This is a genomic window from Bacillus sp. T-10(2022), assembly GCF_056502895.1.
The window spans coordinates 3,227,509-3,252,967 of sequence record NZ_CP113518.1; the positions used below are offsets into that span (position 1 = coordinate 3,227,509).

Consider the following 25,459-nt stretch of genomic DNA (forward strand, 5'->3'; position numbering starts at 1 on the left):
GTTAGATGTATTCTTGAACTCCACATTTCGAAAGGCAGCCGTTGAATTCCACGCTGACAATCCATAGTATCCATAATCGAATTCTATATCTGTTTTTTTTATAACAGATTGATCGTTTACAGAGACTTGAATTTGATCCCCATCTGTTTCCACCTTCACATGGTAGGTAGTTGAAGTTTTGAGGGTAAAAGGTTTTCTCGCAATTTCCTCGTTTGTTCCATCTACATTCTTACTTAATGTTATGACATCGTTTTTGGCATCTAAGCTCGCAACATAGCCGTTCTTTGCACTCCTATCTGACCGAAAAACTAAACCGCCTGCCCCTTCTCTCCCATTCTTCTCATTAAGGGTAATATCTCCCTCATAGCTAAATGATTCACCTGTCTGGGATGACATGGTATAAGAAGTTCTGTCTAAGCTATTTGCTTGTATTCCACCATCTTCGCCGAATTCACTTGCATACTCCCACTCTTTTAAATTAGGTGAGGTATAAAACATGATCTTATCCTTAGCCGCTAACGACATAACCCATTGGTTTGATTCTTCATGCCAAAATACTTTAGGATCGCGCCAATCTCGTAAAGGAGGGTCTGGCATTACGGGATTCCCTTTATACTTTTCCCAGGTTCTTCCTTTGTCTAGGCTATACGCTATACTTTGGACTTGCTTATCCCCTGCATGCGTAAAGATGGCAACCATTGCTTCTTTTCCAAAGCCAGCTGTATTGTTCCAATCAATAACAGCACTCCCCGAGAAAATCTGACCGTTTTCATCCGGCGATAAAGCAATCGGCAAATGCTCCCAATTAACAAGATCTTTACTGACAGCATGCCCCCAATGCATCGGTCCCCATGTCGTTCCATACGGATGATATTGATAAAACAAATGATATTCACCTTTATAAAAAACCATACCATTCGGATCATTCATCCAGTTAGCTTCAGGAGAAAAATGAAATTGATTACGGTATGGTTCATTATAATACCCAGGGTCTTCTGCATATGCACTATTAAATGGTAAACAAGTGACAGTTGAACATATTAGGAGAATACTAATAATCCTCTTCACTTTTATTTCACATCCCTTTTTTAAAATCTAAAATGACATGTGATCGTTATGCTGGACTATTTCCGCGCAATCGATCTAATAAAACGGCTGCTACAATAACTCCACCTTTTACAACTAACTGCCAATAATAGTTGACATCCATTAGAGTTAACCCATTACTGATTACCCCCATAATCAAAACCCCAATAATTGTTCCTATTATTTTCCCTTTTCCACCTGTTAAACTTGTTCCTCCTAGAATAACAGCAGCAATTGCGTCTAATTCATACATTTGACCAGCAGTTGGCTGTCCAGAAAACAACCTTCCCGCTAAAACGACTCCTCCTAAACCAGCTAGTAAACCACTAATCGAATACACATTGATTAAAGACTTTTCAACCTTAATTCCAGTTAACCGAGCTGCCTCTTCATTGCCACCAATCGCATAAATATGACGACCAAACATCGTATATTTAAGAACAAAAAACATCACAACATATACTAAAGACATGATATAAATAGGAGTGGGGATTCCAAAAATACTTCCACCACCGATGAATTTAAATGTTTCGTTTTGTAAAACAATTGGATAACCGCCACTAATGACATAAGCGAGTCCACGAACATATGTGAAGCTGCCTAATGTCACAATAAATGCTGGTAACTTTGCTTTGGCTGTGAGAAATCCATTAATCAGTCCTACTGCATACCCTACTAGTACGCCTGATAACATCGCAATAATAGGATTAACTCCTGCAGAAGAGACCATGACTGAGATAACGCCAGATAGAGCAACTGTTGCACCAACTGATAAATCAATACCACCAGTTAAAATAACAATTGTCATCCCAGCAGCTAAAATAGCAATAATAGAAACTTGTTTTAATACATTCAATAAATTGGCTGTATCTAAAAAATTTGGTGCTGTAAATGAAAGTACTACACACAATAATAATAAAATCATGATCATGCCAAGCCTATTCCATAAAGAATAAAGGACATTTCCTATATTTAGGCGTTGTGAATGTGTAATAGTTTGCGTATTCCCTCTCATTTCTCTCTCCCCCCTTTGGTAGCTAAACGCATAATTGTTTCCTGTGTAGCTTCTTCCTTCGAAAGCTCGCCTGTTAACCTTCCTTCACTCATGACAAGTATTCGATCACTTACCCCCAATACTTCAGGAAGTTCAGATGATATCATTAAAACGGCCAATCCTTCATCTGCAAGCTTTGAAACAATCTTGTGGATTTCAGTCTTGGCACCTATATCAACCCCTCGTGTTGGCTCATCGAGTAGTAATACCTTTGGTGCAATTGATAGCCACCTAGCAATCACTACCTTTTGTTGATTCCCACCGCTTAAGTTTGATACTTGCTGTTCTGGGGAAGCTATTTTTATATTTAAGTCTTCAATATATTGGTTAGCGCTTTCATTTGCTTGCTTCCAATTAACAATTCCTGCTTTAGCGTGTTTTTTCAATTCAGCCATTATGATGTTCTCTTTTACGGACATTGATAAAAATAACCCTTGTTCTTTCCTGCTTTCAGGTACATGTGCAATCCTATTCGCAATAGCATCTATTGAGGATTTGATTCTAACAGATTGACCATCAACCAATATTTCGCCACTTTTCAACTCGGACAAACCGAAAATGGCCCTAACCAATTCTGTTCTACCAGCACCAACAAGCCCCGCCAAACCAACAATTTCACCTGGGTAAATTTTTAAAGATACATTCTTTACAATTGTGTTATCAGAAACATTTTTCAATTCAAGTACAGGTGAAACTTCCTTTGGATTTTTTGCACCAAAAGCTTTTGACCGATTAAACAAGTCTTTTAAATCCCGTCCTACCATCAGCTTTACGAGATGATCAGGATTTGTCTCTTCAATCGGCCCACTTGCAATCCATTCACCGTCACGTAATACAGTGAACCTATTAGAAATTTTAAAGATTTCTTCCATTCTGTGAGAGATATATACAATAGCAACTCCCTGCTTTTTCAAATCATCAATAATTTCAAACAGCTTTTTTATTTCTTTATCTGTTAAAGAGGCGGTTGGTTCATCCATTATGAGTACCTCTGCATTAAAGGATAATGCTCGAGCGATCTCGACCATTTGTTGTTGAGCAACACTTAAGGTCGAAACCAATTGGCGTGGATTTAGATTCGACCCCATTGAATCTAACACCTCTTGGGCACGTTCATGGACCTCATCCCATTTCACCATTCCAAAACCATTTCTAGGAAAGGTCGAACCCATTAAGATATTTTCACTTATTGTTAAATTAGGAGAAAGGTTTAACTCCTGATGAATAACACTAATTCCTTTGTTCCTTGCATCAGTAGGGTCCTTCCATAAAATTGGTTGACCTTTTAAGTAGATTTTCCCACCATTGTCATCAGGTGTATGAATGCCTGCGAGGATTTTCATGAAAGTTGACTTTCCAGCGCCATTCTCTCCCATTAATGCATGTACTTCACCTGGATAAAGTTCAATTCTCACATTGTTCAATACGGTTACACTTGAGAACGTTTTACTAATCCCTTCCATATTCAACACTGGCTTTTTTAGACTTTGTTGGCCTTTAAGGGACATTTCATTCACAGCCATACCTTCATCTCACCCCTTATATTGATTTGAATAGGCTGATTAAAGGAGGAATCCTTATCAGCCCATTTATTGAAAGATTCTTACCAACCTTCGTAAGAATCTAATGTATCTTGAGTCACAATCTCAACTGGAACTTTAATAAGCTCCTCAACTTCTTCACCATTTTTCACTTTCATTCCGATTTCAACAGCTTTTTTGATCATGTTACTAGGTGACTGAGCTGAAGTTGCAGCAATTGTACTTCCTTCCTTTGCCATTGCTTCTGTGGCTTCAGGAGCACCGTCTACTCCGACAATGAAAAATTCATCTTTACGATTCGCTTGCTCTTGAGCAATTTCAACACCAATTGCTTCTGGATCATTAATCGCAAATACAGCGTCAATAGAGCCTGATGAATTAGCTTGTAAAATACTTTCCATCACCGTTAATGCCTTTTCGCGATTCCCTTCTCCATTTTGCTTCGCAATAACTTTAATTTCGGAATCCTTTATTGCATCTTCAAATCCTTGAATACGATCAGATACAGCCGAAACAGGAGGTCCATCAATAATAACTATTTTTCCTTTTCCACCTAATTGTTCAATCACATATTCTCCGGCCAGTTTACCAGCTTGATAGTTGTCTGAAGTAACAGTGGCATCGACACCACCTTCAGCATTAGTATCTACAGCAACTACTGGAATATCAGCAGCTTTGGCCTGTTGAACAGCTGCCGCAATTCCTTTTGTATCAACAGCATTTAAAAGAATAATATCTACCTTTTTTGTAATAAAGTTTTCAATTTGAGCTGCTTGTTTTGCTAAATCATATTCAGCGCTTTCAACTAGAACTTCAGCACCTAATTCTTTTCCTGCTTCTTCAGCACCTTTACCCATGGAGACGAAGAAAGGGTTTGCTAAACTACCCACCGCTACACCGATCGTTAATTGTTTGTTACCTTCTTGCCCTTCGTTACCGTCTGCTAATCCATTTGATGATTCACTAGCCCCACTACATGCCGTCATCGCGGCAATTACAAACGCCAAAACTAGTACTCCTAGTATTGTTACATTTTTCACCATATTAATCCCCCTAGTTTTTGAAGATGAAAATAATCAGCTACAGAACGAGAAATTGTTACCGCTCTCAATCTCTTAAACTAGATCACCTCCTTAAATGAATATTTTTGGTTGAAATAATGGAGATATGGTTGATTTTGATAGTTTTTCACATTGACATCTAATTTATTGATAACGCTTTCATCCTTTGTAAAACAATATAATTACCCCTTTCACATTAGAATTATAATTGAATGAATTTGGTTGGTTTTGATTGATTTTGATTATATTAAAGCTGCTTGTAATTGTCAATGGTTCCAATTATTACAAAAAGTATATTGATAACATAAAATATTAAACGTATCAAATGGAATGTTTAATACATGGAGCAGATTTTCCCTCATTGTTAATTGGCCACATTACAATAAATCAAGCATTCTTTATTATATTGATACAACAAAGGGGAAAATTTTTAATAAAATAATTTCAGAATATTCAAAAAAGCTCGTATTCTAAATGTCTGAATCAGACAGTTTGAATACCAGCTTTCCTCCAACGATAGCAAATTTAGTTTTTAGTCCCTCACAATAATTATCTCCGTTTTCTCCTTATATTTTCCTAACGTTATTGTACCTTCTTCATTCGTAATAACTTTTGTCTGGTTTAAATCTGCAAACTTAGAAAATGATACTTCTCCAAATTTTGTATGATCTGCTAATACAAAGGCCTCACGTGACAAAAAAATGGCTCTTTCTTTTATTTGCGCCTCTTCTGGATCTGGGGTAGTCAATCCAAAATTATAATGAATAGCGTTCGCACCCATGAAACACTTATCAAATCTGTATTTTTTTATACTTTCGTATGCATAACGTCCAACTGTTGCTTTGGTAATCTTTTTAACAAATCCACCAATAAAATATGTACATATATCATTTTCAAGTAATGCATCTAAATGATCAATTCCGTTTGTAATGACAACGATATCTTTTTGTCTTAAATGTTTGATCATCTGATACGTTGTTGTTCCAGCATCAAGATAAACACATTCGCCGTCCAAAATTAGTTCTGCCGCATATTTTGCTATCTTAGCTTTTTCCTCAAGGTTCTGCGTTATTTTCTCAAACACACTTGGTTCGTCTCGTTTACTATGTAAAAGTGAAGCTCCACCATGTACACGTTTTAAGTAGTTCTGCTTTTCTAATTGACCTAGATCACGACGCAAAGTAGATTCTGAAGTATTTGTTAATACTACTAGCTCATGAATCTTAACATTCTCCTTTTCTTTTAATAGCTTTAAAATTAATTGATGCCGTTCCGTAATAAGCATGATATCTCCTCCTCGTGTTTCACTTCTATTTAAAGGTTCTTCGTGTATTCTAGTTTAATTAATTTTAGTATATAGAATTTTGCAGTGACATGTGAGAACTATTAGGGGTACCCCCATAAGAAAAAGGAGCTGTTGATCAGCACCTGGTAATGAAGTAACGCACCTGTTTGTTGAATAAACAATTTAAAATCCATTACCCTGGAATATTATTCTCATTAATTCTACGGCCATAAAGTAAACTAAACCAACAAATATACTAAGACCTAAAGCTAATTTTCTCCAAAGTCCTTTCTCACTGAGAAAAGAGAAAGTGAAAGAGATAATGATTCCACATATCATCACTACACGAAAAATTGTTACTCCAGGATCAATTACTTGTATTATAGTTCCAGCAAAGAAACAAATAATCAAGATAATTAAAGCAAACGAAATAACCCCTAAATATTTTTTCATAATTAACCACCCTTCTCCTCTAAATCATTTTACCAAATTGTAGTAAATATGAATTTTTTATTATTGGATTATCTTCCCCCTTTAGTTGTATAAAAAAAGAGCTGTTCATGAAGTGAACCCAAAAAGTTAGACACTTTATTTACTTAGGCAGCCTTGTGTATTGCCTTTTCCCCTAAATTCCAGAAGGCTATTTTCATGGTAGTTTAAGTGCATTTTTTCACAATCTTATGGTTTGAACATTAAACATTTAAGAAACACTTTAAAAATATAATTTCTTTTTAACACATAATTGAGGATTAGTGATTAATTTAGCTTTCGCTATTCCTCGCTTAAATCTTACATTGTTTAACCATTCAACAATTGCTTTTGCATCATAATTAGGGTGAATTCTTTCCCCATTTTCTAAAGCCCAATATTCTGTATTCTTTTCCTCGTCAAAAATCCAATTTAAATTAATACTGTTCATCTTCCTGCCTACTTTTGTTGAACAAGAAATGTATTGAATAAAATCGTCACTAAAGTCAATTTTTATAATCATAAGAGTTAACTCCTTAAAATCGTTTTAAAATTAAGGCTATTATAGCATTCCTTATTAAACTAACCTGACCCTTTAGCTCCATTAAAAAAAGCTGTAAACTGCCCCAATCAATCTACGTTCTTTAACCTAATGCGACGCGTTGAAGAACAAATCTAGTTTTTACTATTTCGACTATAATAAAAACTAAGATAATTCTAACCATTTTTAAGAATATATTCCCCCCTAAAAAATTAAGTTCTGAACTATTCTTTTACAATCATACCATTTAGCACCTTTTCATTTGTATGGAAAATGGAAATTCCTTCTTTCACTAACCTGCCCCGATAGTTGCATAAGAAAAAGCTGCCTTAAAGACAGCTCCGATCTTAAGCTAACGCACCCGTTAGCTTAAGTACAATAATTCACAATCTTACTTTTTTAGATAAAAACTATTACTAAAAGTTTTATATTGTATAAATATTTTAAATATGTAAAAAAGCTTACTCAAAGAGTAAGCTTAACCTCTATAAACACTATCACATGTTCCAGGTTTTGGTTCATAAAAACAATGGTCTTTAAATTGACCAGTATGAGGTTGATCATACCATGTTGGAGGGCATGGAGCATATGGATTAAAATACCAAAGAGCATATCTAGCCGGATGCTGTCTCCAGTGCTTCAAATTCTGTTCTGCTAATCTTCTTTCAATACCTCTCGCTCTTTGATAAAATACATTCCCTTTTTGAACAGCTTCAAAAGAATAATTTCCTCCTTGTACTTGATAAATGACTTGTGGAATTGTTCTTAAACCTTTAAAGTCTAAACAATTAGCTACAAGACGATTCACAATTACATTTCCAACATATAACATTCCTTGTTTTCCTTCACCTTCGGCTTCTGCTCTCATCATCCTTGCCATTAAGTCAACGTCTGAACTTGTGTATTTTGCTCTTGTCATTTTTCCACCCCAAAAATATTGTATGAAAAATAGCCTACAGTCATGTCATTATTTATGTAATATAAATGCTTAGTTATAATTACTTACAGCTTTTAAGTAAAATGAAAACTATTGCATTCTTTTTTCCCTTTATTCAACTAACCTCCCTCAATAAACTAAACACAATCTCACGATTGCTCTAGAATTCTTCGAATTTCATAGTCATATCATTAACAGTTATTTATGTAAGCTCGGCATCACTCCTCAAGGGTAGGGATTTATCGAAAAAAGTGTATGCTAAACTAGCCAATTATAGGAAAAAATTGGTTTAATCAATGTTATAATCGCACTTTAGGATATCCACTTGTCTCATGGAGGTCAACCCTCCCATGTCTCACAGAGTCGATGCTCCTACATTCCTTCGTTCAACCTTTCCATGAGGTGGATGTCGGTCATGCTGCCCCACAGGATCTAAGCCCTCACGTTAGTTGCTTTGCCGACTAATCCGTGCTTCACTTTTAAATGAGTGTTAATTAAATGACCGTGTAACCTTAAATTCGATGAACTATGCGACTGTTTGATGCACCATAAATGTTGCCATATGAGGGATATCCATTAACATCTTGTCTTCTTGAAACGTAAATTGTTTTTTACCGATTGAAAACAGAATTCGAATAAGCTTGTTACACAAGGCTATCAGAGATTGCATTTTTTTTAATGGATTCTGAGCACGTGTTGTGTAATATATATGGAGAGCTTTAAAAGCCTTGTTCTTTGCCACCAGTATCATGGCTGCCCGGAATAAGAGAGCCCTCAATTTCTTTCGTCCCCGTTTGGTAATCTTGGTCTGACCTTTGTGCTTTCCGGATGTGTTTTCTTTTAAACTTAAACCTGCTAATTTTACGATTTGGCGAGGATGTTGATAGTCTCTGAGGTCGCCGACCTCTGCGAAAAACCCTGCTACTGTATCTCGACCGATTCCTGACACCTCTAACATCTGAGTAACACCTGGGATATGGTCTAATAACTGATCTAATTGATAATCTAATTCTTCGAATTTCATTTGAATAAAATCATACTTCTCTAGTAAAGCTCTCAACTCTAATTTCGCCATAGCTGCCCCTTGACGAATACCAATCGAACGATTGGCTGCTTCTTTGAGTGCTCGTATCTTCTTTAAGCCTATACTGCGTTTTACCACTTGTCTTAAGGAAAGTAAGAGCTCTTCTTCCGTATAATTTACAAGTTCATGTGGCAAGGCTTCTAGCTTTAGAAAATGAATAGCTGCCTTGCCTTCCCAACTTTTGAACACTGTCAAAAATTCGGGAAAGTAACGATCAAGCCAGTTATGAACTTGTCCCTGAACGACTTGTAAGTCAACGTTGAGAAGATCGCGAAGTTTTTTGGCCACTCGGAGTTCTGCATAAATTCCTTGTGGAATTGTTGGTTCGGCGTATCTTCCGTCTTTGACTAATTGTGCGATGACTTTTGCATCTTTCACGTCATTCTTTGTAGGTGAATTATCGTCTAATTCTTTACTTCGTTTAACATGTAGTGGATTGACAGATACGAACTTAATATTATTCTCTTTTAGAAGATGAGCTAGATTTAACCAGTAGTGACCGGTTGGCTCCATGCCTACAATCACTTGATTTAACTTACACTCTTTAACAAGTTGGTTAATCCAATCTAGAAACGAATGAAATCCTGCATTCGTATTTTCAAAGAAACACGTTTTACCCAGTTCCAATCCTCTAAAATCCTGTGCTCTTGCGACATGATTGTGCTTGGCTATATCTACTCCGACAATTAAGGTTTCAGAAGTAATTTGAGTGATTTTATGATTTTGGTTATAATTCATTGTGAGACCTCCAAATAGATGTTTTGTCCTTTTTTAGCTGGCCAGCTTAGGACACATTCATCTTATCAAGAGGTCTTTTTTCGTTCAAACTTCATTTTCAGTTATTACAGGAATGCTGCCCCGTTAGTTGAAGAAGAAAAATCAAAGCATTGTTTACAGTTTCTATTTTAAAGAAGTACAATCAAAAAAAAAGTTCGTAAAAGTGTACTTTTTCGAACAATGCAAGGCCCAATAAGTTTACCCTATTGGGATAAATGTAAAAAACTTTTAGTGTACATTTTCCTATTTGTGAACGGGACTCCTTAATAGACGGTCAAGAGAAAGTAAACGATCCATTTCTTTTGTCTTTCATTTTTTGCACAAGAACCCATAGATGAGGGTCACTAATATTCTTCATCCTTGTTTTTGAAAATTTTAAAATATTAGGTCCCCTTCCAAAACGATAATTTTTCAACCTTTGGCCCTTGCAATATTTTGGAATTTTCTGCAGACCATTCATTAAGCCATTTTATCGTTACCTCTTCACGATTGGCTATTTTAATATGTTTAGGAATCTCTATTTCGACGGCAACTTCTCCATCTTTTCTTGCATAAATAGAGCAAACACTCTGAAATCTTTGTTCCTTCATTAACACATCTACTTCATAAAAACCATGAATTGGTAGCGTATTAAAGGAGGATACTTTCATTCTTACTTTAGACACAGGGTTTAAGCGAAGAAGCGGATATAATTGAGTTATACATCCTTTCGTTTGATAATGATCTCCCAGATAATCAGCAATTTGATTGACCTGTCCGGAATTCAAAAAGTTCCTAATCAGAGTAGAGCTGATTTTTTTTCCGTATAACTCTACCTTTGACACCATATTTACACGAAATGCTCCTTTTCCATGTGTTTCAAGAGTTAGCATGTTACCTAATCCTTTACTGCCATATGTAAAGTCAAACCCGGCGACGACATCTTTTACTTGTAAGGAAATAAGATATTTTTGGACAAATAATTCTGGTTCTAGTCTTGCAAAATCTTTATCAAAACGGACCACATAAAGTTGCTCGACACCCAGATGCTCAAATATTTCTATTTTTCTTTCCAATGATATTAAATAATTAAACTTCACTTGATTTAGTACTTCTTGTGGATGTGGAAAAAATGTCAAAACAGCCAATTTTAATCTCTTTTGTCTTGAGATCCGGTTAGCCTTTTCTATCAGTTGTCTATGCCCTAAATGAATTCCATCGAAAAAGCCAAGAGCCATGACACATGGTTTTGATTCGGTTAGCACACATTCCGAAATTTGATTAAGAAAAGTGGTTTTCAAAATAACCAGCTCCTTCCGGCTTTCCATCTTATTTTTGGCTTTGTAACATTCCTCTGTTGAGAATAGCTCATATCCTTTCACATCACCGAAAGGATATGAGCCATTATGATTAATTAAACAATTTCACCTTTCTTACTCGGTATTAATATTATTCCAATTACCGCAACTAATCCTGCAATAACGAATGTATAGAAACTCCAAATTAAGTCCACATTCATACTTAACAAGAATCCAACAAGTACTGGTCCTGAAATGGCTCCGATCCTTCCGATCCCAAGGCCCCAGCCTAATGCAGTAGCCCTAGATTGAGCAGGATAATACTTTGTTACGAAAGCATTCATGATTTGTGTACCACCTACCGCACCAAAACCAGCTATCCCTACTAATAAATAAGTAATTGCAATCGGTGGTGCACCAATCGTTAAAAAGAAAGCACTTACCGCGGCAAAGAAATAGGAAACTCCGATTACCCTTTTTGAACCCCAGCGGTCGGCGATTGTACTAGCAAAAATAGCTCCTATTCCAGCTGTAAGATTCATGACTAGTAAAAATGACAAGCTGGAATTAAGTGAATAGCCTAATTCTCTCATGATTTGCGGCAACCACGTGTTTAGTCCATAGACTAAAAAGAAGCCCATGATATACGTTAACCAGATAAACAATGTGGCTCTAAGATACTGCTTCGAGAAAAGACCTTTAATTGATTTTTTTTCTTTCTCTGCCCCTTTTTCCATTTTTACTTCTTGGTCCACAAAAATGGAAATATCCATTTGATAACGCTTACAAATCATTTCTGCTTCTTCTTTTCGATTCCGAGAAAGCAGGAAGCTTACTGATTCCGGTAAAAACTTAATCATGATCGGTACTACTAATAAAGGAATCGATCCGATCCAAAACATCAATCTCCAACCAAATGAATCTAAAAGGAAAATGGCTAAAACAGCTCCTAAAACTGTACCAAAGGAATACCCCGAAAACATAAGTAAATAATTTAGTGATCGACGATGAGAAGGTGAATATTCAATGACAAGAGCAGATGCAGTTGGAATAACCCCACCTAGCCCAATCCCACCAATAAAACGAAACAAACCAAACATTTCTGGTGAAGTAGCCAATGCACAAGCTAGCATTGTCAGTGAAAATAAAGTAACAGCAATCACTAATGTCCATTTTCTTCCGAAAAAATCAGTAATTGTACCAATCAAAATAGCTCCAATTAGCATTCCAAATAGGGCATAGCTTCCTATCGTACCTGCTTGAGCAGGGGATAATCCCCAAGGTTTGTAGTCTAATAAACTAGGCAGAACTGCTCCATAAATGCCCAAATCATAGCCATCTGCAAATATACAAAAAAAACAGATGCTCAATATGAGATACATTAAAGAACGTGGAACCCCACCTTTTGCTTTTGAAGAAGTTTCTATATTTATATTTTGAGGTGTTTCTTTAACAACTTGACTCATTCTCATTTCACTCCTTAAATTAGGCACATAAAATTTTTTAATGGGTCAATCACTATTAAGCTCTCCTTCTAATTTCCTTAGAAGGAACCTCTAATACTTATTAATTAAGAAAAAAAGTGATAAGTTAGTGTGAAATTTTTATTTAGTAAGGATTTTCTCGACTCATGTTTAGGCTGTTCTCCACACAATCTTAAAAGTATTGAGCTTGCGGGCTAACAGCCTAACTCTTTTCACTATGTTCTTATTTTAATAATTCTAGAAAAACTATCGCACTTATTTTTTCTCAACCCAGCTATATTGATAGTTGACATCTTCCATCTGCTGCGCCTTCTTAACGACTTTTAAAGGACGAAATGTATCAATCATAACCGCCAATTCCAGTGTCTCTTTTTTACCGATACTTGCTTCAACTTTTCCAGGATGTGGACCATGCGGAATGCCCGATGGATGGAGTGTAATAGATTCTTGCTTTACTCCTTTACGGCTCATAAAATTCCCTTCCACATAATACAAGACTTCGTCACTGTCCACGTTACTATGGAAGTAAGGAGCAGGAATGGCTTCTGGATGGTAATCATATAAGCGAGGCACAAAAGAGCAAATAACAAAGTTATGTCCTTCAAACGTTTGATGGACTGGCGGTGGCTGGTGAATGCGCCCAGTTATCGGCTCAAAATCACTTATATTAAATATCCAAGGATATAAATAACCATCCCAGCCAACAACATCAAGCGGGTGATTCGCAAAATAATGGGAATGCAAGTAGCCTCTGGACTTTGTTCGCACTTCGAATTCCCCTTTTTCAGTGTAGGTCTCCAGTTTTTCAGGTCCTTTTATATCTCTTTCACAAAAAGGACTATGTTCAAGAAGTTGACCAAATTCATTTCGATAACGCTTAGGAGTCGTGATCCAGCTATTTGTTTCGACAACAAGCAGCTTGGATTCTCCTTTATCTGGCGCAACTCGATAAATCGTCCCTACCGGAATAACAATATAATCACCTGGCTTATACTGGAGAGTTCCAAAAGTGGTTTTAATTTCCCCCGTACCATGATGGACAAATAACAGCTCATCTCCATCTCCATTACGATAGAAGTAATCCATATTTTCGATGGGATTCACTACACCTATTAACAAGTCTTCATTTCCAAGAACATATTCCCTTCCCATTACAGCATCACTTGGTTCATTATTTACATTGTCGGTGTAAAAATGACGGGGACGAAGCGCACCTTGCTCCTCGTATACCACATGATGATTTCCGATTAAATCTGTTTTATAAAACTGGGTAGGAGGGTTATGATGGTATAAAATTGACTGAATCCCTGAAAATCCTTTTGTTCCCATAACTTGCTCTCTAAATAAAGAGTCATCCTCCTTACGAAACATGATGTGCCTCTTAGGAGGTATTTTCCCCATTTGTTGATACCACGTCATGCTAATAAGCCTCCTTTATATTTAAATTACCATATTGGAATCAGTTACCAATATACGTTGGATCTTTCTTTCGCAATACCTGTTCGCGGTCAAGCGCCGGCTCGATTACTCCGACAACTTCTCCAAAGCCGATTCGAAATCCTTCACCTTGGCACCAGCCTGTCATCGTCAGCTCATCCCCGTCTTCCAGCCACTCTCTCTGATCCTCTTCGTTTAAACGAATTGGTTCTGTACCTCTCCATGTCAGCTCTAGCAAACTACCGCGGGAGTCTTTTTCAGAGCCGCTAATCGTACCAGAAGCAAGTAAATCACCTGAGTTCAGGTCGCATCCTCCAATGGTATGATGGGCGACTTGCTGAGCTATACTCCAATATAAAGATTGATAATTACCTGAGCAGATTCGTTTTGGTGTACTCATCCCTTTGCTTCGTAAATGCACTTCAAGTTGAATATTAAATAAACCTGGCTCTGGCTGTTCGAGATATTCTAGCGGTTTCGGATCCTGGATCGGTCCTTTTACACGAAAAGGCTCTAGCGCTTCTAATGGAACTACCCACGGTGAAATGGAAGTTGCGAAATTCTTAGCTAGGAATGGACCTAAAGGTTGATATTCCCATGACTGGATATCACGAGCACTCCAATCATTTACTAAAACCATTCCAAAAACATGCTTTTCTGCCTCTTCAATCGGAATCGGTTCTCCACGATCATTCCCAATACCGATAAAGCATCCCATTTCCAGTTCAAAATCTAGTTGTCTACATGGCTCAAAAATCGGGGCACGATCAGGTAACTTTATTTGACCTAAAGGACGTCGAACATTCGTCCCACTCAAGACAACAGAACTAGCTCTTCCATGGTAACCTACAGGCAAATGAGTCCAGTTAGGCATTAAAGCATTCTCTTTACCGCGAAACATTATTCCAACATTCGTCGCATGCTCTTTGGAAGCATAAAAATCTGTGTAATCGCCAATTTTGACAGGTAGATGAAGTTTCACATCTTCTCTAGGAAGAAGTACTTGTTTACGAAAATCATGATTATCTCTTAGTTGCGGTTCATCCTTTGACAATAGGAGTTGGAGCTTTTTTCGTACTCCACTCCAAATCCCCCTTCCTAATTCCATAAAATGGTTGAGTGAGGACTTGTTAAAAACCGTATTTCCTTTGTCGATAATGTTCACAAAAAAACCTTTCTCTTCCAAAAGCGATAAATCTAATACATAGTCTCCAATAGCAACCCCAACTCGAGGGTTTGGTTGATTGTTTGTACTAAATACTCCATATGGCAGATTTTGAATAGGGAAATGAGAATCTGCATTTACTTCGATAAATGATTTCACTTGCTGGCCTCCTGTCGATTACTTAATTCCAATAATTCATCTCTTGGTTCATCAAAACTGCAACTCCCAAATGAACATAATGAATTTTTTCGAAGCTCTTTCATCTCTTGAGATGTAATACTTAAACTTTTCCAAACCAAACGATCATCAGCGATCGTAAAATGACTTGTATTTTCATCGGAAATGATTTTCTCAATCCTTTCTTCATCTAGATTTAGATGATAAGCAAGCATACCTGCCAGGAAGATGTTAAGAAAACCATGCATCTTTGTGTTAACTTCTTCCCGATACATTCGAATCGGGTGATGTAGTCCAGCTGTGAACTTTATAGGTAAATCTCGGTCACGACATGAAGCGATTACAAAAGCAACTTTTTCAGGGCTTGGAAACATCTCAGCTTTTATTCCACCGGTTCGCAGCTTCACTCCTAATCTATCTTTATGTAGTGAATTGAATGCTACTATTGCATCCAACGTGCTGCATAAATTCTTTTTCCAATGGTCGTCGTTAACTAGGGACATTTCACAGAATGCTTTCATTCCTAATTTTTTTGCCCCCGATGAAACTTCTTCTAACAGATCCTGAGTTGGCACAATAGATGGCAAAGGCATTTCAAACGCTTCTACGTTGGACCAAACATTATATTTATTAGAATAAGCGTGAATTTGCTCTAAGTCTTCTTTAAGCTGAACGACACATTCGTTCTCAGACTCGCTTTTTCTACCGACAACTGAGAGATTTAAAGGTTTTTTCTTTAAAAATAAATCAGCATAAGCTTGAAGTTCATTAATCTTCTTGACTGGTATAATGAACGGTCCTAACATCCAAGCATCTTCACTATTGATATAATTCGCATAATTTTCAATTGCAGCATCCAAAGGTAGATTAGCTGGCGGAAATAATCCTGCATAATCAATTAAATTTTCTAACAAAACGTTGAGATTTGGATTATTTTTCATTTCTTACCCTTTCTTATAACACACTCTTTATATTCGAATTTGCTTCTCTCTTGGCAAAGTTGATGTAATCCGTTCCCAGTAAGTGATATTCGAAAACACTTACTGGGAACGGATTTAAATATATATCTTATTCTCTAATTAACATTTGACCTAAGCCATATTGCATATGAACCAGTTCATCAGCCAAATTACGGATACGCATCACAATTTCCTCATCATGAATCTCATTTTTATCATTATAATGACTTGTATGAGCGTACACGTAACTTGGTGCAATATAAGCACGCAAATAGCCCGCTATCGGTTTTAATTGATTTTCAACCATTAAGTAATGCTGGTATGTTCCACCATTAGCCGCAAAGCCCATTACTTTGTGACGGAATACGTCCGGGGGAATTAAGTCAATTAGATTTTTCAAAGGCGCAGGGATTGAACTATTGAAAATAGGTGACCCAATCAAATAAAAATCTGCTTGAGTCACTTTCTCTATTACTTTTCGTGTATCTTCGTTATAATCATCTAGTTTTCTGCCATCGCAAAATTGTAGTTCATAATCCCTTAAATCTAACATTCCCACTTCTATTTCAGGATGTTTTTGTTTTATTTCATCCAGTATCCTTTGCACTAAGACTGAGGTTTTTATACCTAAAATTGTCCCTGATATCCCAAGGAGTTTCATAAGTTCCTGCCTTCCTTTCTTGAGGTTAATAACTCAAAACGTTTTACAAAGTCTTTGATCGGCTTAAACTAACAATTCTTTTTCCGCGGATTTCTTAAATGCCGGCATCACTTCTTTTGCGATCAATTCCATTGATTTTAAGACTTTTTCATGTGGTAATCCGCCAAAATTCATAAGCATCATGATATGATCACAACCAGCATCCTGATATCTTTTCAGCATGGCAATAACATCCTCAGGCGAACCAATTAGTACTTGCTCTCTATCTCTTAAATCCTGATATTTCGCGCTTTTGCCATACATACGTGTGTCAAGATATAAATCTAGATGAGGTTTAGCAGTTGCGATAGCTTCTTCTGTTGTTTCTGCTACGTAAGTATGAAGAGCGAGCGGAACTTTCACTTTCTTCTCATTATGACCTGCTTTGCGATACGTATCTTTGTAACTACCGATGATATCTTTCAATTCAGCGATTGAATTGCAGGCCACGTAAGGAACTCCACTAATGTTATAGCCCATTTTTCCAACAAAATTAGCACCATTATGACTTAATGTACCAATCCAAATTGGCACTTCCTTCTGTTTAGGGATAACTTCAAGTTTAATATCTGTAAATTGATAATAATCTCCATGATGTGAGAATTTCTCACCTTTCCATGCTTTTTCAATTACAGCAAGAGAATCATTGAATCTTAATGCTTTATCTTTCCCCTCAACATTAAATCCGGTAAATTCATGTGGAAGATAACCGCTACCTAAACCTAAATTTAGTCGACCGTTGCTTAATACATCTAGTAAAGCGTAATCTTCTGCTACTTGAATCGGATTCTTAAAAGGTAATGTCACAATGGCGGTACCTAGTCGGATGTTCTTTGTCCGTTCTGCTGCTATAGCAAGAAACGTTTGAGGTGTAGTTAAAATTCCATACTCACTAAAATGATGTTCAGCAAACCAAGCAGCGTTATATCCAAAACCATCCGCTACAACCGTTTGTTCTAATACTTCATGCAATAGTTGCTCTGGTGTACGTTCAAATGTTGCTTTATAATTTTTATAATTGTCAAATACCGTAAATAAACCAAATTCCATCTAAAAAACCTCCAATAATTTTTTAAACAAACAAAAAACCAGCAGCAATAGAAATTAAACGAAGTGATACTTCATTTAAAATTCTTATTACTACTGGCTCTTTATCTACTTATTGAGGTTCGGCCCTTGTCCTTGCTCAATAGATAACCCAGTTAAACACTAGCTTTATGTTGTTAGTGTTATTATATTATAAATTTTCAGTTATTTGCAAGCGTTTTCTTTAATCTCGAAATTATTTTTTCTTTCTTGATAACTTTTCTTAGCTGTAAGCAATGCTTGAATAACAGCCTTCTGTGGCGGAACAATAAACCTTTTTTCTATATCTACAATAATTTCATCCGTATTAAATAAGGATTTTCCTCGAAGTAATTCACTTACAAACTCATTTGTTAATTCTTGTAAAAAGGTAAATGTTGCTTTTATGATCGTATCAGTCTCCGTATCAACCATAAGGATACATCCTATTGTTTTTTGCAACTCAAAAACTGGCGTACCCTTCGGCAATTGAGCAAATCCTGCTACTAGAACATAACTTTCCTTGACTTCTATAGACATACATTTTCATCCTTTCTTCCGCAATTACTGAAATAATAAATTTGCATCTATATTATTATAATCGATAAATAATGTATTATCATTATATGGTTCTAGTGCAAAGATAAAATAAAAGAGAATAAAGCAAATTTTTTCTGATTTTGGCCTGAATAATTAAGTTGATGGCACAATTATCTCCAGCAATCATTAGCAGCTTGTATTTTACGATGATGAATCTTATTTTGTTGATAAAATGAATGATTTTGAACTCAACAAAGCATCCTATCTAGCAAAAATAAAACGAGATTTCTCCGAATATCTGGATCTTAACACGTTAGCTAAGAAGGTTCGACCTAAAAAACCACGGCTTTAAACACGCGGCTAAATTTAGGATTAGAGGCTATCGATGTTCTATCTGCGCTTAAATTACCTAACAACAGTAAAAACTTATTCTTCTAAGTTAAAAAGCATTGCTAATAGCAACGCTTTTTTTAATACTTGATATTAAAGCCAACACCAACAACAAAGAGTGATAATCTAAAAACCCACTACTTCAAAACAAGATTATTGAAATTCCAAATCTTCTTCTTAGCTATGCCCGCAAGATACACACTCCTTATATTTATGTCTTCGAATATCCATTTATCTTCTTGGCAAATTTCTTTGGTTAACATTATGATGGATTGCTCATATTTTTTTCTTTTCAAGAAAAGAATAATTAGATGCAGTAATGTTTAATTCGCTTCCAAGCAGCTCGCGGGAAACGGTGTTTTACTCGGATCATTAAGTTAGGGGTTAAAGCCTTTGAGTAGTAAATTAATTATTGTCATAAGAGGGGTACCCCGAAGTCTTCAACAGGTTTCAACAACATCATCATTTAACTTACGGTATCTTTATTCAAAGCATTCGAAGCTTTGTTAAAGTAGGTATTATCTAATTCGAAACCAATAAAGTTCCGATTTAGATTTATAGCAGCCTGTCCTGTTGACCCTGAACCCATAAAACAATCTAATACTGTTTCACCTTTATTAGAATGGGTTGCAATTTTTTTTCGAGAACATCAACTGGCTTTTGACAAGGGTGAAATCTCACTTTCCCACTAACTATAGGTGCTTCATAAGAAGCCCTATCATAATAAGAATTAAACGTTCTTTTTGTCCCTTTAGTATAGGAAATAAAATATTCTCTTGAGTTTGACAAATAATTTACTTTCGCATTTATGGGCACCGGATTCGTTTTTTCCCAAATACCAATTCTTTGTTGTTTCAACTTCAGCTTTTCTGCAACTATTGATATATCCCTCATTTTAAAAATATAGTAAAAAACGACCATTGTTCCACCTGGAACAAGTACTCTTTTAAATTCTTATGGATTCGATGATAAAAATCCACTCTTTTTTGACGACTTCCTTTTACTTTAATTGCTTTCATTATTCCCACCAATAACAAAGGATGATGAATTACTTGAAAACCCAGTATGACGTACATATTTGTTAATTAATAAAGGTCAGATAAACTGATCATGCCTTTTATAAGCGAAAACTATTCAAAAAAGGTAAGAGCATACAAGTAGCTCTTACCTCCCTTAAATTTTTCCCCTGTTACTCTTCCTTGCCTGCTGCCATATTCATGTTCGCTTCGATATTCTCCTGGCTGATGGTGGTAAATGGTAAATTTCGTTTTCCTGAGAAATTCTCAAGCAAGTCTTTGACATCAATTCCCGAAGATGCCTTTAATGACTCCTGCAAGGATGCCATTAAATCCGTTGCATACCCAGTCACTTTATTAGCCCCACCATTCGCACCGCTTCCACCTGTATCCACTACAGTGATCTTGTCGATATTACTAAGCGGGCTAGCCACTTGTTTTGCATACTCCGGCAGCATTTTCAAAATCATGTCCATTACGGCCGCTTGCCCAAACTGTTCAAAAGCTTCAGCTATCTTCTGCTTGGCTTCTGCCTCTGCTACCCCTTTTAACCGGATGATTTCCGCTTCAGTCGTACCTTGTGCCCTTTGTGCGTCCGCTTTAGCAAGACCGTCCATACGAACACGTTCCGCTTCCGCTTTCGCCATGGCTTCAATTTTATACTTATCGGCATCCGCTTCTGTAATCTGTTTCATCTTGTTGGCGGAGGCTGCCTGCTCTACCGCATAACGGTCGGCATCGGCCTTTTTCTTCACTTCTGAATCATATTGCTTTTCACGGCGAAGGATTTCTTTTTCCTCCAGCTCAATTTGCTTTTGACGTTCTATGATCCTGATTTGCATTTCCTGTTCTGTTACATCCTGTTTGGATCTGGCCGTTTCAAGATCGTAAGCTTGGTCAGCCCGTGCTTTGGCAATATCCTGCTCACGTCGGAATTCCGCAACCTTTAGCTTGTTGATTTTTTCGGCTTCTGCTATTTCGGTTGCCCTTTCAAGTTCGGCACGCTGGGCTTCCTTCGAAGCTTCGGCTCGCTTGATTCGCGTTTCTTTCTCTGCATCGGCGGTAGCTATATCGGCATCCCTCTTCACCTGGGCAATCCTTGGCTTTCCGAGCGATTCAAGATATCCATTTTTATCACGAACATCTTTAATCGTGAACGATACGATAATGAGTCCCATTTTAGCTAAATCCTGCGAGGCTACCCTCTGTACTTCCTGGGAAAACTTTTCACGGTTTTTATAAATTTCCTCGACTGTCATCGAACCAAGGATGGAACGAAGATGTCCTTCCAAGACTTCCCGAGCTTCCTGTTCACGGTCATCTTTTGATTTACCAAGGAATTGCTCTGCCGCTGTGGCGATATCGGTGATTGAACTGCCAATCTTGATTATCGATACACCATCTGCCATGACAGGAACTCCCTGTTCCGTATATACTTCAGGAGTTGAGACCTCAAGCTTGCTTGATAACAAGCTTAGCGGTTCCGCTTGCTGGAACACCGGGAGAACGAATGCACCACCGCCACGGACGATTTTAATTTTATTTCCTGATTCGTCGATGTGAACATTTTTGCTTCCTAAGTAGCTTCCGGTCACGATCAATGCCTCATCAGGACCAGCCGTGCGGTATTTCGTAATAAAGACAGCAATAAGTGCGATAAGTAAAAATGCAACAATGGCGACAACAATCCAAATCAAATCAAACATAACTTACCTCCTACCCTTTTTTAAATCCTGGTGGGGTATAACATAGACAACCCCATTTTTAACTTCGATGATCAAGACCTTTGTATCCGAAACAATACCTTCATTCTTATAACCTGTCGCAGTTTTCGCGATGCTTCCGCTGATGCTTTCAATCAGGACTTCCCCAAACCCGTCAACCGGGATTGATGTCAGAACCCTGCCGACCCTCCCTCTCAGGTCATTATCATGAAATGTCAAACTTTCTTCCGCTGATGAGATGGGAATCAAAACAAATACATTCAGTAAAGTGACGATAATAAATGAAATGATCAGGGAAATGCCGGCACTCAATCCAGAATTAAGTCCTGATAGCGATTCAAGCAAAAACCCACTCGCAAAAAACACGGTGAAAAAGCTAAAAATGAGAGTTGGATTAAATATATCCGGTAATTCAAGGCCGGAAAATATATCATTAAACAAGATAAATAAGAATGTTAGCCCCCCGAATATAATTAATCCATATAAATAGACTGTTTCTAACGGAACCCCAAATAACTCCATCTCTTTCATCCTTTAAATTCGATTTTTCCAAGCCGCTTACTACTTTAAGGACCTGGGATAAGCGTTTCTCCAACATTGATAATCTATGGTTATAATCCCCTCCATTTACTTTGCTTACCATTCATACGAATGACGCATTCAAAAAGTTTCATTTATTTTCCAAGTTTTAAATTTTCTCCTCGGACAAACCCTATCTTCTAAAAGTACATTATTGAAATAAAATTCATAATATCATTGACAGTGTTTACTTAACATATTAAAATTCTTTATATGTTAACTCGTTACATAACTAGGTTTACATTAGGAGGAAGCACGATGAAGGAACGTCATGAGAAGTTAAGAATGATGATGGTTACAGCTTTATTTGCAGCACTTATAGGAATACTTGCCCAAATTACAATTCCACTGCCCATAGTACCGATTACAGGACAGACTCTAGCTGTTGGATTGGCTGCTACGATACTGGGTTCACGTTATGGAACCTCTTCCGTTTTATTATACTTGTTCATAGGAGCAGCGGGAGTACCAGTATTCGCTGAAATGTCAGGAGGGCTAGCTAAGATATTCGGTCCGACTGGCGGTTATTTATTATCCTATATCCCGACAGTGTATATAACGGGTTTGATATTGGAAAAAACGCGTTTCTCAGTTGCGATGGCTTTCCTTGCAAATACAATCGGGATGATAGTCACTTTGGTCATCGGTACGGTTTGGTTAAAATATATGAGTTCATTATCTTGGCCAGTGGCATTTGCCAGCGGTTTTGCTCCATTTATAATCGTAGGCGTTTTAAAAGCATTCCTTGCATCTTGGCTTGGCATTACAATCCGTTCAAGGTTAGCGTCGGCTAATATGCTGCCAAAAAAAAATGCACCACTTTCCCAATGATGGATATATGAAAGAGAGGGTACCGCTTGTGGTACCCTCTCTTTCATATATATTCAAATTCCGGAACACTGCATAAAAAAAAAGACTCTTAAAAAGAATCTTTTTTACAAGTATTTATTGCGGTCCTATCCCCATAAGTCCGAATATGAATAGCAATTGTATATTATCCCCTTTGCTAACCGTAATCATTTTACTATAGTAACAGTAATTTGACAACTATTGAGGACACAATGAACATGCTACCATTTTATTACATAAGGAAGAATATAGTAACGGATTTGGTTACTTATTATTCACTTGATATTCTTTTTTCGTACCATCATCGAAAACGACCTCTAGATCGAATTCTTGATAGTCATCTTTCAAATTAAAAGCTTTTGTCACTTCTTGAATGACTTCCTCATCTGATGAATCTTTGGTGAATGTCAATTTTTCTAAAATCGGGGTCAATTCTTTCATTGCCTCATCACCGTGAACTTCATGTTTGTTAAGTTTGTCCTCGATCGAAGCTTCTGTTTGAGCTCCCATGGTATCATATTCAGCTTCGTATTCGTTATCATTGCCTGTATAATCCACTTCTAATTGAAAATCCTTATAAGTGAAAGGCAGTTTTTCATTATTATCCGTTCCTGTTTCAGGATTATTTTCCGCTTGATTTTCATTTTCCTGAACCGGCGGGTTTTTCACTTCATCGTTTTCTTCGCCGCATCCAGCCAAAACAAGCATAGCTGCAAACGGGACCGATAATATTTTGATTGATCTTCTCATTAGTTTTTTCCTCCTTTAGTTTGTATACGTTATTTATTTCCTAATAGGGAACATTTAAAACCTCAAGAATCTCTCAGATATATCAAATCAACCAAGTGATCATAGTGGAAGGATATAAAACAATACCGCAAAAAAGTGTGTGACAGACCCCCCAAGCACGAATACATGCCAAACCGCGTGATGAAACGGAAAACCGCGCCATACATAAAAGATGGCTCCAAACGTATAAAGCAATCCCCCTGCAATCAATAACTGGATACCGGCTGAAGGCATCGTTGCTGTTAGCGGTCCCCAAACGATAACGATCATCCACCCCATTGCAATATAGAGAATCGTCGAAAGGAAGAGGAATCTTTTCACATAGAAAGCTTTGAAGACGACGCCAATGATTGCAACTCCCCAAATTATCCCTAGCAGTGTCCAGCCGAGTGACCCTTGGATCACAAGAAGCATGATGGGCGTGTATGTCCCTGCAATGAATATATATATGGCTGAATGATCAAAGATTTCAAATATATCCTTCGTTTTGCCCTCTGGAAAACTATGCACTAAAGTGGAAGAAACATATAAAAGTAGCATGGAAACACCATAAATGACTGAAATGACTACATGCCAAGGCGATCCTGTTTGGGCTGAGAATATGATTAAAAACACAAGGGCGGCAATACTTAACAAAACGCCGATACCATGGGTTATCGCATTGACCACTTCTTCTTTTTTTGTATAAACATGTGTATTAGCCATGTTACAGCTCCTTAATTCCGGCTTAATTTTTTTGTATTCACCTAAAGTATACACCAGATCTTCCAAGCAATATAGAAAAGTGAATATTAACTTGATTAATACCCACTAATTAGATTATCATCTAATTAGATGATAATCTAATTAGATGATAATCTAATTAAAAAATGGGGGATAAAAGTGCAATTAGAAAAATTGGTCGCTTTCCATAAAACGATTGGTGATGTAACCAGGATTAGGATTATATCCATCCTGGCAAATGGCCCAAAACACGGACAGGCACTTGCGGGAATATTAAAATTGACGGCCCCGACCATTTCACACCATTTAACGAAATTGAAGGACATTAATTTAGTGAAGGATCGCAGGGAAAAAAATACGGTATATTATTTTTTGAATGAAGATGTACTGAAGCATTATTCGTCAGCATTACCTAAAATGGTTTCAACTAAGGGGGACTCTAATAAAATGGATAATCAAAAGCTGAATTTAGAACACAAAAAGATCCTTGAAAACTTCTATACGCCAGATGGCCGACTAAAAACAATACCAGCACAAAGGAAAAAGAAAATGATCATCCTTCATCATATTGGCAGCCTTCTGGAAAAGGGACGTAAATATCCAGAAAAAGAACTGAATGAATTCATCCAGTCATTCCATGATGATTATGCAACGATAAGGCGTGAACTCATTATCGGAAGCATCATGTACCGTGAAAACAGCATTTATGAACTGAATCCCCGCGAGATGTGGGCTGACATCGTTTAACGGA

General features: G+C 37.0%; 23 protein-coding genes and 2 pseudogenes. 2 read left to right on the top strand and 23 right to left on the bottom strand.

Going from position 1 to position 25,459, the window contains the following annotated elements:
* Positions 1 to 24: 24 nt before the first annotated feature.
* The 21 genes and pseudogenes from OSJ91_RS15745 to OSJ91_RS15845 form a co-directional block, all read right to left on the bottom strand.
* A pseudogene (locus OSJ91_RS15745) lies at positions 25 to 1,068 on the bottom strand (glycoside hydrolase family 32 protein); the annotation flags it as partial.
* Between the two features lie 46 nt (positions 1,069 to 1,114).
* A complete protein-coding gene (locus OSJ91_RS15750; protein WP_225988884.1) occupies positions 1,115 to 2,017 on the bottom strand; it encodes an ABC transporter permease in 903 nt (300 codons plus the stop codon).
* An 80-nt stretch (positions 2,018 to 2,097) separates the two neighbouring features.
* Complete coding sequence (locus OSJ91_RS15755) at positions 2,098 to 3,663, bottom strand: sugar ABC transporter ATP-binding protein (RefSeq protein ID WP_350299073.1); 1,566 nt, start codon at positions 3,661 to 3,663, stop codon at positions 2,098 to 2,100.
* 80 nt (positions 3,664 to 3,743) lie between these two features.
* A complete protein-coding gene (locus OSJ91_RS15760) occupies positions 3,744 to 4,724 on the bottom strand; it encodes an ABC transporter substrate-binding protein (RefSeq protein WP_485890015.1) in 981 nt (326 codons plus the stop codon).
* 550 nt (positions 4,725 to 5,274) lie between these two features.
* Complete coding sequence (locus OSJ91_RS15765) at positions 5,275 to 6,027, bottom strand: DeoR/GlpR family DNA-binding transcription regulator (protein WP_350299075.1); 753 nt, start codon at positions 6,025 to 6,027, stop codon at positions 5,275 to 5,277.
* Between the two features lie 183 nt (positions 6,028 to 6,210).
* A complete protein-coding gene (locus OSJ91_RS15770) occupies positions 6,211 to 6,480 on the bottom strand; it encodes a hypothetical protein (RefSeq protein ID WP_350299076.1) in 270 nt (89 codons plus the stop codon).
* Between the two features lie 259 nt (positions 6,481 to 6,739).
* A complete protein-coding gene (locus tag OSJ91_RS15775; RefSeq protein WP_485890016.1) occupies positions 6,740 to 7,018 on the bottom strand; it encodes a hypothetical protein in 279 nt (92 codons plus the stop codon).
* A gap of 496 nt (positions 7,019 to 7,514) precedes the next feature.
* Entirely contained in the window at positions 7,515 to 7,955 is a 441-nt protein-coding gene (locus OSJ91_RS15780; RefSeq protein ID WP_034310898.1) for a cell wall hydrolase, read from the bottom strand.
* 544 nt (positions 7,956 to 8,499) lie between these two features.
* A complete protein-coding gene (locus OSJ91_RS15785; RefSeq protein ID WP_485890017.1) occupies positions 8,500 to 9,795 on the bottom strand; it encodes an IS110 family RNA-guided transposase in 1,296 nt (431 codons plus the stop codon).
* Positions 9,796 to 10,217: 422 nt separating this feature from the next.
* On the bottom strand, positions 10,218 to 11,141 hold the full coding sequence (locus OSJ91_RS15790; RefSeq protein WP_485890018.1) for a bifunctional riboflavin kinase/FAD synthetase: 924 nt from the start codon (positions 11,139 to 11,141) through the stop codon (positions 10,218 to 10,220).
* A gap of 86 nt (positions 11,142 to 11,227) precedes the next feature.
* A complete protein-coding gene (locus tag OSJ91_RS15795) occupies positions 11,228 to 12,493 on the bottom strand; it encodes an MFS transporter (RefSeq protein WP_485891910.1) in 1,266 nt (421 codons plus the stop codon).
* A gap of 357 nt (positions 12,494 to 12,850) precedes the next feature.
* Positions 12,851 to 14,014 carry a homogentisate 1,2-dioxygenase gene (locus OSJ91_RS15800; RefSeq protein WP_485890019.1) on the bottom strand — a complete coding sequence of 388 codons (1,164 nt, stop codon included), beginning with the start codon at positions 14,012 to 14,014 and terminating at the stop codon, positions 12,851 to 12,853.
* A 40-nt stretch (positions 14,015 to 14,054) separates the two neighbouring features.
* Positions 14,055 to 15,356 carry a fumarylacetoacetase gene (gene fahA / locus OSJ91_RS15805; RefSeq protein ID WP_413018293.1) on the bottom strand — a complete coding sequence of 434 codons (1,302 nt, stop codon included), beginning with the start codon at positions 15,354 to 15,356 and terminating at the stop codon, positions 14,055 to 14,057.
* Positions 15,353 to 16,315, bottom strand: a complete 963-nt coding sequence (locus OSJ91_RS15810) for a hypothetical protein (RefSeq protein WP_413018295.1) — start codon at positions 16,313 to 16,315, stop codon at positions 15,353 to 15,355. Before OSJ91_RS15810 ends, fahA begins: the two co-directional genes overlap by 4 nt.
* A 127-nt stretch (positions 16,316 to 16,442) precedes the next feature.
* Positions 16,443 to 16,994: an NADPH-dependent FMN reductase gene (locus tag OSJ91_RS15815; RefSeq protein ID WP_485890020.1), complete on the bottom strand. Its 552-nt coding sequence runs from the start codon at positions 16,992 to 16,994 to the stop codon at positions 16,443 to 16,445.
* 63 nt (positions 16,995 to 17,057) lie between these two features.
* Complete coding sequence (locus tag OSJ91_RS15820; RefSeq protein WP_485890021.1) at positions 17,058 to 18,083, bottom strand: LLM class flavin-dependent oxidoreductase; 1,026 nt, start codon at positions 18,081 to 18,083, stop codon at positions 17,058 to 17,060.
* 201 nt (positions 18,084 to 18,284) lie between these two features.
* Complete coding sequence (locus OSJ91_RS15825) at positions 18,285 to 18,638, bottom strand: DUF3870 domain-containing protein (RefSeq protein WP_201224777.1); 354 nt, start codon at positions 18,636 to 18,638, stop codon at positions 18,285 to 18,287.
* An 856-nt stretch (positions 18,639 to 19,494) separates the two neighbouring features.
* Positions 19,495 to 19,617 carry a DNA methyltransferase gene (locus OSJ91_RS15830; RefSeq protein ID WP_485890022.1) on the bottom strand — a complete coding sequence of 41 codons (123 nt, stop codon included), beginning with the start codon at positions 19,615 to 19,617 and terminating at the stop codon, positions 19,495 to 19,497.
* A gap of 8 nt (positions 19,618 to 19,625) precedes the next feature.
* Positions 19,626 to 19,970: pseudogene (locus OSJ91_RS15835) on the bottom strand (hypothetical protein); the annotation flags it as partial.
* A gap of 247 nt (positions 19,971 to 20,217) precedes the next feature.
* Positions 20,218 to 21,750 carry a flotillin lipid rafts scaffold protein FloT gene (gene floT / locus OSJ91_RS15840; protein ID WP_413018370.1) on the bottom strand — a complete coding sequence of 511 codons (1,533 nt, stop codon included), beginning with the start codon at positions 21,748 to 21,750 and terminating at the stop codon, positions 20,218 to 20,220.
* 3 nt (positions 21,751 to 21,753) lie between these two features.
* Positions 21,754 to 22,290: an NfeD family membrane protein gene (locus tag OSJ91_RS15845; RefSeq protein ID WP_485890023.1), complete on the bottom strand. Its 537-nt coding sequence runs from the start codon at positions 22,288 to 22,290 to the stop codon at positions 21,754 to 21,756.
* 315 nt (positions 22,291 to 22,605) lie between these two features.
* Between OSJ91_RS15845 and OSJ91_RS15850 the strand changes: the two genes are divergently transcribed.
* Positions 22,606 to 23,178, top strand: a complete 573-nt coding sequence (locus OSJ91_RS15850) for a biotin transporter BioY (protein ID WP_230175713.1) — start codon at positions 22,606 to 22,608, stop codon at positions 23,176 to 23,178.
* Positions 23,179 to 23,460: 282 nt separating this feature from the next.
* On the opposite strand, the gene OSJ91_RS15855 is transcribed toward OSJ91_RS15850, so the two are convergent.
* Positions 23,461 to 23,946 carry a YusW family protein gene (locus tag OSJ91_RS15855; RefSeq protein WP_350299107.1) on the bottom strand — a complete coding sequence of 162 codons (486 nt, stop codon included), beginning with the start codon at positions 23,944 to 23,946 and terminating at the stop codon, positions 23,461 to 23,463.
* Between the two features lie 99 nt (positions 23,947 to 24,045).
* The gene (gene trhA / locus OSJ91_RS15860) at positions 24,046 to 24,690 is read right to left on the bottom strand and encodes a PAQR family membrane homeostasis protein TrhA (RefSeq protein WP_101225198.1); all 645 of its coding nucleotides are present in this window, start codon (positions 24,688 to 24,690) and stop codon (positions 24,046 to 24,048) included.
* A gap of 177 nt (positions 24,691 to 24,867) precedes the next feature.
* Here trhA and OSJ91_RS15865 point away from each other — a divergent pair, with 177 nt between their 5' ends.
* A complete protein-coding gene (locus OSJ91_RS15865) occupies positions 24,868 to 25,455 on the top strand; it encodes a DUF2087 domain-containing protein (protein WP_350299108.1) in 588 nt (195 codons plus the stop codon).
* The last annotated feature ends 4 nt before the right edge of the window (positions 25,456 to 25,459 follow it).

What these genes read in the sequence shown, in the direction of transcription:
- OSJ91_RS15750 (WP_225988884.1), bottom strand. Translation starts at nt 2,017, where the DNA reads ATGATCATGATTTTATTATTATTGTGTGTAGTACTTTCATTTACAGCA.
- floT (WP_413018370.1), bottom strand. Translation starts at nt 21,750, where the DNA reads ATGTTTGATTTGATTTGGATTGTTGTCGCCATTGTTGCATTTTTACTT.
- OSJ91_RS15785 (WP_485890017.1), bottom strand. Translation starts at nt 9,795, where the DNA reads ATGAATTATAACCAAAATCATAAAATCACTCAAATTACTTCTGAAACC.
- OSJ91_RS15820 (WP_485890021.1), bottom strand. Translation starts at nt 18,083, where the DNA reads ATGGAATTTGGTTTATTTACGGTATTTGACAATTATAAAAATTATAAA.
- OSJ91_RS15825 (WP_201224777.1), bottom strand. Translation starts at nt 18,638, where the DNA reads ATGTCTATAGAAGTCAAGGAAAGTTATGTTCTAGTAGCAGGATTTGCT.
- trhA (WP_101225198.1), bottom strand. Translation starts at nt 24,690, where the DNA reads ATGGCTAATACACATGTTTATACAAAAAAAGAAGAAGTGGTCAATGCG.
- OSJ91_RS15855 (WP_350299107.1), bottom strand. Translation starts at nt 23,946, where the DNA reads ATGAGAAGATCAATCAAAATATTATCGGTCCCGTTTGCAGCTATGCTT.
- OSJ91_RS15800 (WP_485890019.1), bottom strand. Translation starts at nt 14,014, where the DNA reads ATGACGTGGTATCAACAAATGGGGAAAATACCTCCTAAGAGGCACATC.
- OSJ91_RS15850 (WP_230175713.1), top strand. Translation starts at nt 22,606, where the DNA reads ATGAAGGAACGTCATGAGAAGTTAAGAATGATGATGGTTACAGCTTTA.
- OSJ91_RS15770 (WP_350299076.1), bottom strand. Translation starts at nt 6,480, where the DNA reads ATGAAAAAATATTTAGGGGTTATTTCGTTTGCTTTAATTATCTTGATT.
- OSJ91_RS15765 (WP_350299075.1), bottom strand. Translation starts at nt 6,027, where the DNA reads ATGCTTATTACGGAACGGCATCAATTAATTTTAAAGCTATTAAAAGAA.
- OSJ91_RS15845 (WP_485890023.1), bottom strand. Translation starts at nt 22,290, where the DNA reads ATGGAGTTATTTGGGGTTCCGTTAGAAACAGTCTATTTATATGGATTA.
- OSJ91_RS15755 (WP_350299073.1), bottom strand. Translation starts at nt 3,663, where the DNA reads ATGGCTGTGAATGAAATGTCCCTTAAAGGCCAACAAAGTCTAAAAAAG.
- OSJ91_RS15790 (WP_485890018.1), bottom strand. Translation starts at nt 11,141, where the DNA reads ATGGAAAGCCGGAAGGAGCTGGTTATTTTGAAAACCACTTTTCTTAAT.
- OSJ91_RS15780 (WP_034310898.1), bottom strand. Translation starts at nt 7,955, where the DNA reads ATGACAAGAGCAAAATACACAAGTTCAGACGTTGACTTAATGGCAAGG.
- OSJ91_RS15760 (WP_485890015.1), bottom strand. Translation starts at nt 4,724, where the DNA reads ATGGTGAAAAATGTAACAATACTAGGAGTACTAGTTTTGGCGTTTGTA.
- OSJ91_RS15830 (WP_485890022.1), bottom strand. Translation starts at nt 19,617, where the DNA reads ATGGGTTCAGGGTCAACAGGACAGGCTGCTATAAATCTAAATCGGAAC.
- OSJ91_RS15815 (WP_485890020.1), bottom strand. Translation starts at nt 16,994, where the DNA reads ATGAAACTCCTTGGGATATCAGGGACAATTTTAGGTATAAAAACCTCA.
- OSJ91_RS15775 (WP_485890016.1), bottom strand. Translation starts at nt 7,018, where the DNA reads ATGATTATAAAAATTGACTTTAGTGACGATTTTATTCAATACATTTCT.
- OSJ91_RS15810 (WP_413018295.1), bottom strand. Translation starts at nt 16,315, where the DNA reads ATGAAAAATAATCCAAATCTCAACGTTTTGTTAGAAAATTTAATTGAT.
- OSJ91_RS15795 (WP_485891910.1), bottom strand. Translation starts at nt 12,493, where the DNA reads ATGTATCTCATATTGAGCATCTGTTTTTTTTGTATATTTGCAGATGGC.